Genomic DNA, 9,161 nt, shown 5'->3' with positions numbered 1-9,161 from the left:
ACTTCGCCACCGCGAGTTCCTCGATGGGCTCGGCGCGGCGGCGCTGGCGCAGGTCGCCGCAGACACGCTCGCGGCTGCCGACGCGACCGTCGTCGCCTGACGCGCAGCTCGGCCGTCGGCGTGCCCGCGTAGCCTGGGCGGATGGCCCCCGCATCCGCTCGCACCGCACTCGAGGTCGCCGACTGGCGGCGTCGCGTCTTCGCCCTCTACGCCGCCGTGCGGCTCGAGGACGATCCGGAAGACGCGCACGAGCTATGGCGCATCGAGCGCGACGACCTGATGGCCCGGCATCCGGCGACCCCGGTGCTCGCCGACGACATCGCGCTGTTCGAGGGTCTGCCGATCGCACCGTACGACCCGGTGTGGCGGTTCGAGCTGCCGATTCTCCCGGCCGAGCGGGGCGGATTCGACTTCGCCACGGCGACGGACGGGATCGTCCCGTTCGAGCGGGTCGGCAAGGTGGAGATCCCGGATGCCGGCACCCTCGACGTCTGGCGGCTCAAGTCCTATGGCGGCGGGCTGTTCGTTCCTGTCCGCGACGCGCTCGCCGGTCGCCCCGGCGGGACGTACGGGGGCGGACGCTACCTGCTCGACACGATCAAGGGCGCGGATCTCGGCTCGGACGCCGCCCTCGGCACGATCGTGCTCGACTTCAACTTCGCGTACAACCCGTCCTGCGCGTACGACCCGGCATGGGTGTGCCCGCTCGCGCAGCCCGGGAACGTGCTGCCGGTGCCGGTGCCGGTGGGCGAACTGTACGGCTGAGCCGGCGAACCTCTCGAACCCACGCGTTCCACGCCAGCCCATGCGCTCCGTGGTGCGAGAGTGCATGGGCTCGGTGCGGAGGCGTGGGCTCGGCGGAGGACGCGTCAGGGCAGGCGATGCGCGGTGTAGTACTCGAGGAGGCCGCGGGTGGAGGCGTCCTGCGCCGCGAGCGCCTCGGCATCCCCCTCGATGGCCGGTGCGATCTGCAGCGCGAGTTGCTTGCCCAGCTCGACGCCCCACTGGTCGAATGAGTTGATGCCCCAGATCACACCCTGGGTGAAGGTGATGTGCTCGTACAGCGCGATGAGCTGACCCAGCACGCGCGGGGTGAGAGCCGGGGCGAAGATCGACGTCGTCGGCCGGTTGCCGGCGAAGGTGCGAGCGGCCACGAGCGGTCCGGTGGTGCCCTCGGCTTCGACCTCTTCGGCGGTCTTGCCGAAGGCGAGCGCCTTCGTCTGCGCGAGGAAGTTGGCCAGGAACAGCCCGTGCACGTCGCGTCCGTCGTCGTCGAGCGGGTATGCCGGGTTGACGAACGCGATGAAGTCCGCGGGGATGAGGCGGGTGCCCTGGTGGATCAGCTGGTAGAACGCGTGCTGGCCGTTGGTGCCGGGCTCACCCCAGAACACCTCGCCGGTCCCGGTCGTCACCGGGGTGCCGTCCCAGCGCACCGACTTGCCGTTGGACTCCATCGTCAGCTGCTGCAGGTACGCCGCGAAGCGGTGCAGTTGCTGCGCGTAGGGCAGCACCGCGTGCGACTGCGCGCCGAGGAAGTTCGAATACCAGATGTTGAGCAGACCCATCAGGACGGGGACGTTGGCCTCGAGCGGCGCCGTGCGCATGTGCTCGTCGACGTCGTGGAATCCGCCCAGCAGCTCGTGGAACACCCCGGGGCCGAGTGCGATGGCGAGCGACAGGCCGATCGCGGAGTCCACCGAGTAGCGTCCGCCGACCCAGTCCCAGAACCCGAACGCGTTCGCGGGATCGATGCCGAACTCGGCCACCCGATCGAGCGCCGTCGAGACGGCCACGAAGTGGTGCGCGACGGCGTCGGTGCGGGACGATTTGGTTCCGTCGATCGCTTCCGACGCCTCGAGCTCCGCCCACAGCCAGTCGCGCGCGAGCCGCGCGTTGGTGAGCGTCTCGAGGGTCGTGAACGTCTTCGAGGCGACGATGAACAGCGTCGTCTCGGGATCGAGATCCGCCGTGGTCTGGGCGATGTCGGTGGGGTCGATGTTCGACACGAAGAGGGCCTCGATGCCGGCATCCGCGTACGGCTTGAGCGCCTCGTAGATCATCACGGGGCCGAGGTCGGATCCGCCGATGCCGATGTTGACGACGTGGGTGACCTTCTTGCCGGTCACGCCGCGCCACTCGCCGGAGCGGACCCGCTCGGCGAACGCCGAGATCGCGTCGAGCACGCCCTGGACGTCGGAGTCGATGTCCTGACCGTCGACGACCAGGGCGGGGGAGGCTCCGGCCGGGCGGCGCAGCGCCGTGTGCAGCACCGCGCGGTCCTCGGTCGTGTTGATGTGTTCGCCGGCGAGCATCGCCGCGTACCGGTCGGCGACGCCGGTCTGCTCGGCCAGCCTCACCAGCGACGCCAGGATGTCGTCGGTGACGAGGTTCTTCGAGAGATCGACGTGCAGGTCCCCGACCGTGAACCCGAGGCGCTCGACCCGGCCCGGGTCATCGGCGAACCAGCCGCGCAGGTCGGGCGTGAAGGAACGGTGATGAGCCTCCAGCTCGGCCCAGGCGGCGGTGGACGTGGGATCGATGGGGCTGCTCATGCGTCAACGCTATCCGCACCCGCGGGCGTGTGTCAGGCTCGCATGATGGACTCGCAGAACCCCTACGCCTCCCGGCCGTGGCTGTCCTCGTATGCGCCCGGTGTGCCGCACGACATCGACGAGGTCACCCAGACGCTGCCCGACATGATCGAGGGGAGCATCGCGCGCTACGGCGGCGGCACCGCGCTGGAGTTCTTCGGCGCGACCACGTCGTACCGGGAGCTGGGGGAGCAGATCGAGCGGGCCGCCGAAGGACTCCGCCGCCTCGGCGTCGCGCAGGGCGACCGCGTCGCGATCGTGCTGCCGAACTGCCCCCAGCACGTCGTCGCCTTCTACGCCGTGCTGCGGCTGGGCGCGATCGTCGTCGAGCACAACCCGCTGTACACGGCGCGCGAGCTGCGTCACCAGTTCGAAGACCATCAGGCGCGCTTCGCCATCGCGTGGGACAAGGTGTACGACACCCTCGACGGGTTCCCGTCCGACCTGAAGCTCGAGCGCATCGTGAGTGTCGATCTCACCGACGCCATGCCGTGGCGCACGCGCGTCGCGCTGCGACTGCCGATCCCGAAGGCGCGCGCGGCCCGCGCGCAGCTGACCGCGACGCCGAAGGCGCGGAGGGTACTGACCTGGCAGAAGCTGGTCGATTCGCGGAGGCTCGCGAAGCGGCATCCGCGACCGGCCTTGGATGACACCGCGCTGCTGCAGTACACGAGCGGCACCACCGGCACCCCGAAGGGGGCGATCCTGACCCATCGCAATCTGCGCGCGAACGCGATGCAGGGCCGGGCGTGGGTGCCCGGACTGGCGGAGGGCGAGGAGATCTTCTACGGCGTGCTGCCGCTCTTCCACGCCTACGGGATGACGCTGTGCCTCACCTTCGCGATGAGCATCGGGGCGCGATTGGTGCTGTTCCCCAAATACGACGCGACGCTGGTGGCGGATGCCGCGAAGAAGAGCCCGCCGACCTTCCTGCCCGCCGTCCCGCCCATCTACGACCAGCTCGCGCGCTCCGCGCAGCAGGGCGACATCGACCTCACGAGCGTGCGCTTCGCGATCTCGGGTGCGATGAGCCTGCCGGTGGAGACCGTGGCGAAGTGGGAGAAGGCGACCGGCGGGCTCCTGGTCGAGGGATACGGCATGACCGAGACCTCACCGGTCGCACTCGGGAACCCGATCGGCCCGTCGCGGCGCCCGGGTACGGTCGGGGTGCCGTTCCCCAGCACCGACATCCGGGTCGTGGATCCCGCCGACCCGGGCGTGGACCGTCCGTTCGGCGAATCGGGCGAGCTGCTGCTGCAAGGGCCACAAGTGTTCCAGGGGTACTGGCGGCGTCCGTCCGAGACGGCCGAGACGCTGCTGCCGGGCGGCTGGGTGCGCACGGGTGACATCGTGACCGTGTCCGACGACGGCTTCGTGACCGTCGTCGACCGGATCAAGGAGATCATCATCACCGGCGGGTTCAACGTCGCTCCGACGGAGGTCGAGGAGGCGCTGCAGGGCCACCCCGACGTGGCAGAGGCGGCCGTCGTCGCGATGCCCCGCAAGGGCGGCGAGGAGGTCGTCGCGGCCGTCGTCCTGCGCGAGGGTGCCGAGCTCGACCCCGAAGCGCTGCGCGACTACTGCAAGGAGCACCTGGCGGCCTACAAGGTGCCCCGCAGGTTCTTCGCCGTCGAGGAGCTGCCCCGCTCGCTCATCGGCAAGGTGCTGCGCCGGCAGGTGCGCGAGCAGTTGCTGCGGGACGCCTGAACCGGCGTCACAGCTCGGGCGTTCGCGGCGGCGCCGTGCGCCGCTGCCGCAGCGATTCGAAGCCCGCCGCCCACCGCAGCAGGTCGGAGTCCGAATATGCAGGGCCGGCGAAGGTCAGTCCCACCGGCATCCCGATGTCGGCCATGGTGCCCATCGGCACGGTGACGGTCGGGATGCCGAGGTGCCGGATCGCCAGGTTGCCGTTGGCGACCCACACCCCGTTGCGCCAAGCGGCCCGGGCGGAGGTCTCGTTCACGTCGGCGTCGGCCGGTCCGACGTCGGCGACGGCCGGGAAGATCACGGCGTCGAGACCGTTCTCGGTCATCCACTGCTCGAGGTCGACCCGCCGGGTGCGCTCGAGGCCCTCCAGACCCGCGCGGACCAGATCGGCGAGCCCGCTCTGCAGTGGATCGGCGACCCCCTGGGCGCGGGCGCGCGTGACGTACTCCGAGATGTCGAGGTCGAACGAGCCGTACCGATCCGGCAGCGCGCCGTCCGGGTGCGGGAAGATCTTCGCCCCATCGACCTCCGCGAGCGACGAGAGTCCGGGCTGGCCGTTCGCGGCGAGGAAGTCGTGCCACGACCACATCGACAGATCCCAGATCTCGGCGTCGAAGTAGTCGGCCGGCACGATGCCGCGGTCGAATATCGACGGCGCCCCCGCCCGGTCGGCCTCGTAGTTGCTGACCACGGGGAAGTCGACGAGAACGACCTCCGCGCCGGCGGTCTCGAGGTCGGCCTTCGCCTGCCGCCAGAGATCGATGACGGAGGATCGGGGCTCGATGCGCTGACCGGTCGAGGCTCCGATGCCGCGACCGGTTCCGGCATCCGGATCCTCTCCGAGGTACATCGCCGGGATGCCGAACCGCCGGCCCCCGAGAGCGCCGACAGCGTCGGCGGCCAGCGCGGGATACGACTGTGGTCGCACCTCCGACGCGGCGGGGATCGGCACCCATCGCTGCGAGCGCCAGAGGTCGCCGCGGGTCTCCGGGTCGTCGGCGACGACGAGGTCAAGCACCTCGAGCAGGTCGGCCATCGAACGGGTGTGCGGCACGACGACGTCCATCGTGGGGACGAGCGGCCAATTGCCGCGCACCGAGATCACGCCTCGCGACGGCGTGTAGGCGCACAGTGCGTTGTTCGAAGCCGGCGCGCGTCCCGAGGACCAGGTCTCCTCGCCGAGCCCGAACGCGGCGAAGCTCGCGGCGGTCGCGGTGCCCGATCCGTTCGACGAGCCCGACCCGAAGGCGGAGGTGAGGTAGTCGGCGCTGTAGGGGCTTTCGGCTCGGCCGTACAGCCCGCGCTGCATGCCGCCGTTGGCCATCGGCGGCATGTTCGTCAGCCCGATCAGCACGCAGCCGGCGCCACGCAGCCGCTCGATCGAGAACGCATCCCGGCGGGCGACGAGGTCCGCGAAAGCGGGGCTGCCCGAGGCCACCGTCATCCCGCGCACCATGTAGCTGTCCTTCGCGGTGAACGGGATGCCGTCGAGCGGGCCTCGTGTTGCGCCCTCGCTGCGCCGCCGGTCGGATTCCTGCGCCTCCGTCAGCGCGTCGGGGTTGAGCTCGACGATCGAGTTGAGACGGATGCCGCTCTGGTCGTACACCCGGATGCGGCCGAGGTAGGCCTGGGTCAGCTCGACGCTCGTGGTCGCGCCCGACTCGAGCGCGGCGCGGAGGTCGGCGATGGTGGCCTCGACGACAGGGATCATGATGCGGTCCGTTTCGTCTCGGTCGCTGCGCTCCCTCGCTCAACGACCGCGCGCCCGGTCGTTGAGCGAGCGAAGCGAGACGAAACGCTCACGGGGTCACCGACGTCGGCTGCTGCTGGGTGATGCAATGGATGCCGCCTCCGCGCTGGAGGATCGGCCGGGCGTCGATCGTCACGACGTCGCGCCCGTAGATCTCACCGAGTATCGCTGCGGCGCGCTCGTCGGCCTCGGGTTCGCCGTAGCCGCACGCGATCACTCCGCCGTTGACGACGAGGTGGTTCGCGTAGTTCCAGTCGACGAAGCCGTCTTCGTCGCGCAGCGTCTGCGGTGCGGGCAGCTCGATGATCTCGAGACGCCGACCCGCGGCATCCGTCGCCTGTTCGAGCACTTCGCGCACCTCGCGCACGACCCGATGGTCGGGGTGGGACGGGTCGTTCTGCCAGTGCAGCAGCACGCGGCCGGGCGCGGCGAAGGTCGCCACCATGTCGACGTGCCCGCGGGTGCCGGCCGATTCGTAGTCGCGGGTGAGCCCGCGGGGGAGCCAGATGCATCGTGTGGCGCCGATGGTGCGCCGCAGCTCCCACTCGACGCGCTCCTTCGTCGCGTACGGATTGCGTCGCGGATCGAGCTGGACGGTCTCGGTCAGCAGGACGGTGCCTTCTCCGTCGACATGGATGCCGCCACCCTCGTTCACGAGAGGCGAGGGCAGATGTTCGGCTCCCGCCAGCGCGGCGACGGTCTGGGCGATGCGGTTGTCGCGCTCCCATGTCGCCCAGGCGTTCGCGCCCCACCCGTTGAAGGTCCAGTCGACGGCCCCGAGTGCGCCGTCCTCATCGACCACGAAGGTCGGGCCGATGTCGCGCATCCAGTAGTCGTCCAGCGGAGCCTCGACGAGCTCGATCTCGTTCGAGAGCCGCTTCCGGGCTTCGGCGACTGCCGAGGGGTCGACGACCATCGTGACCGGCTCGAAGCCGGCCGCCGCATTGGCCACCGCGGCCCACGTGTCACGTGCCAGATCGGCGGAGGCCGCGTCGTCGCCGAGGGTGTTGCCGACCCGGGGGAACGCCATCCACACGCGCTCCTGCGGCGAGAACTCGGCGGGCATGGTCCAGGTCATCGTGCACTCCTCACGGGCTCGTCCGCTGCGGCATCGGAAGCGGCGGTGATCCCATCCTGGGCGCTGCGGTGAGCGCGCGCATCGGGGTCGTCGGCAGCGGCCCACGCGAGCGCGGGACGCGCGGCGGGGTCGCGGTAGGGGGACGTCGTGTACCAGAGCAGGGCGTACAGCCCCGCGGCGAGCGCGGGGCCCACCAGCGAGGACAGATCCGCTCCGCCGAGCGCCGTCGAAATGGGGCCGGTGTACAGGGTGGTGTTCACCATGAGAACCGCGACCGTGCTGGCGACCAGCATCGCCACCGCGCCGGGGAGAAACCAGCCTCGCGCGTACCAGAACGGGCTGTTGCGGCTGGTGTCGTTCAGCGCGAGACCGTCGTAGCGACCGCGCCGAAGAACGATGTCGATCGCGTAGATCGCCACGAGCGGGCCCATCACGGCGACCGCGATCTCGATGGCATAGCTGAGGGTGTCCAGGAACGTCGGTGCGCCGTACAGCAGGTACGCGGCCAGCACCGCCGCCACCACCCCGACGATCAGAACGGACACGGAGCGACGGATGCGGGGGACGAACGCCTGCGCGTACAGGCCGGTCGAATAGGAGCACAGCACGTTGTTCGCGAGCGTGCCGACGATCACGGCGAGCAGGAAGATCGGGTACAGCCACGAGGGCAGGATCTCGGCGATCGCGGTCTGCGGATCGGCCATGTCGATCGAGGTGCCCGCGACGACCCCCAGGCCGGCGATCAGGACCGACGGGACGAATCCGCCGAGAGCGGTGAACAGGATGATTCGACGCCGCGGCGTGCGTGCCGGCAGGTAGCGGGAGTAGTCCGCGCTGGTGCCCCACGAGAGCGGTCCCGACGCGACCACGGTCAGGCCGAGCAGCATCAGGGCGATCTGGTCGCCGGCGGGCAGCGCCGCGGGCGCGTAGGACCAGTCGGCGGCCGCGATGACGAACACCGCGACGGCGGCGAAGCACGCGCCCACGGCGATCGAGAGATAGCCGCTGAGCTTCTCGATGGTGGCGTGTCCGAAGACGCTGACGACGAGGCTGAGGACGGACACCGCCACAAGCAGCAGGATGCTGAGGCCGTCCGGCAGCGTGATGCCCACGCTGGCCAGGAGTGCTTCGCTCGCCAGCGTGGTGAAGGCGACGTTCAGGACGATGTAGAACAGCCCGATCAGCACACCCAGACCGGCGCCGAACAGCGCGTTGCCCCGCACGCCGAACATCGCTCGCATGATCATCACGCTCGGCGTGCCTGCCGCCGGACCGCTGATCGCGATCCACCCGATGACGAACCACCACAGGTTGCCCAGGACGCAGATGAGGAGGGACTCCCACAGACCCAGGCCCAGCAGGATCAGGATGCCGCCGAAGACGAAGTTGAGGTACAGCACGTTCGCAGCGGCCCAGATGCCGAAGAGGGCGCGCGGGCTGCCATGGCGCTCGCCGGGAGGGATGTAGTCGATGCCGCGCGTCTCGATGTGTCCTGCCGCATCGCTGAGGTCGGCTGTCTGCGTGGCTCCCTCGCCGCGCGTCGCCGGCGGTCCGGCGTGTCGTGCGGTGATGCTCATGTCATCCGCTTCCGTTCTGGGCTAGTATTGATCAAGCGATCAATAGAGCTGAAGCTACCTATTCGGGCGGTCACATGTCAAGCACTTCGACGAAGGTACGCACGCGCAAGTCACCCGCAGAGCGCTCCGCGGAGATCCTCGCGGCAGCCACGCTTCTGGCACGAGAGCAAGGCCTCAGCGCGCTGACGCTGCGCGCCGTCGCGGAGCGCGCGGGGGTAGCGTCCGGTCTGATCGCCCACTACCAGCCCTCGATGGACCACCTCGTCGCCAGGGTGTACAGCGATCTCGTCGGTGCCGAGATCAGCGAGATCGAGGGCCTCCTCGCGGGTTGCAGCGGGCCGGCGCAGCGGATGGCGGCGCTGATCCGCACGCTCTTGGACGGCACTCGCGACGACCTCACGGTCGTCTGGGTCGAGGCCTGGGCACTCGGCCGACGCAACCCGGCGCTGGCGGTCGCG

At 70.1% G+C, this 9,161-nt stretch carries 7 protein-coding genes; 3 read left to right on the top strand and 4 right to left on the bottom strand.

Translation table 11 applies throughout. The features are described 5' to 3' along the window. Positions 1 to 141: 141 nt before the first annotated feature. Positions 142 to 765 (top strand): DUF1684 domain-containing protein, encoded by a 624-nt coding sequence (locus VFX99_RS05300; protein WP_329665272.1) that lies wholly within the window; start codon positions 142 to 144, stop codon positions 763 to 765. Positions 766 to 869: 104 nt separating this feature from the next. Here the strand turns inward: VFX99_RS05300 and pgi are convergent, their stop codons facing one another. Continuing rightward, positions 870 to 2,552 (bottom strand): glucose-6-phosphate isomerase, encoded by a 1,683-nt coding sequence (pgi, locus tag VFX99_RS05295; protein ID WP_329665271.1) that lies wholly within the window; start codon positions 2,550 to 2,552, stop codon positions 870 to 872. A gap of 45 nt (positions 2,553 to 2,597) precedes the next feature. Between pgi and VFX99_RS05290 the strand changes: the two genes are divergently transcribed. Continuing rightward, entirely contained in the window at positions 2,598 to 4,298 is a 1,701-nt protein-coding gene (locus VFX99_RS05290; RefSeq protein WP_329665270.1) for a long-chain-fatty-acid--CoA ligase, read from the top strand. A 7-nt stretch (positions 4,299 to 4,305) separates the two neighbouring features. On the opposite strand, the gene VFX99_RS05285 is transcribed toward VFX99_RS05290, so the two are convergent. The 3 genes from VFX99_RS05285 to VFX99_RS05275 all read right to left on the bottom strand — a co-directional run bounded on the left by VFX99_RS05285 (position 4,306) and on the right by VFX99_RS05275 (position 8,703). Next, positions 4,306 to 6,009, bottom strand: coding sequence for an amidase (locus VFX99_RS05285; protein WP_329665269.1), 1,704 nt, complete (start codon positions 6,007 to 6,009; stop codon positions 4,306 to 4,308). An 88-nt stretch (positions 6,010 to 6,097) separates the two neighbouring features. Further along, positions 6,098 to 7,126, bottom strand: a complete 1,029-nt coding sequence (locus VFX99_RS05280; protein ID WP_329665268.1) for an agmatine deiminase family protein — start codon at positions 7,124 to 7,126, stop codon at positions 6,098 to 6,100. Beyond that, on the bottom strand, positions 7,123 to 8,703 hold the full coding sequence (locus VFX99_RS05275) for a purine-cytosine permease family protein (protein ID WP_329665267.1): 1,581 nt from the start codon (positions 8,701 to 8,703) through the stop codon (positions 7,123 to 7,125). The genes VFX99_RS05280 and VFX99_RS05275 overlap by 4 nt, the downstream gene beginning before the upstream one ends. A gap of 74 nt (positions 8,704 to 8,777) precedes the next feature. On the opposite strand from VFX99_RS05275, the gene VFX99_RS05270 reads away from it, so the two are divergent. Continuing rightward, positions 8,778 to 9,161 (top strand): TetR/AcrR family transcriptional regulator (locus tag VFX99_RS05270; RefSeq protein ID WP_329665266.1); only part of this gene is annotated, 384 nt, incomplete at its 3' end.

Origin of the sequence: Microbacterium sp., assembly GCF_036277215.1 — a bacterium.
Taxonomy (GTDB): Bacteria; Actinomycetota; Actinomycetes; order Actinomycetales; family Microbacteriaceae; genus Microbacterium.
This window is presented reverse-complemented; position numbering and strand designations above follow the sequence as displayed.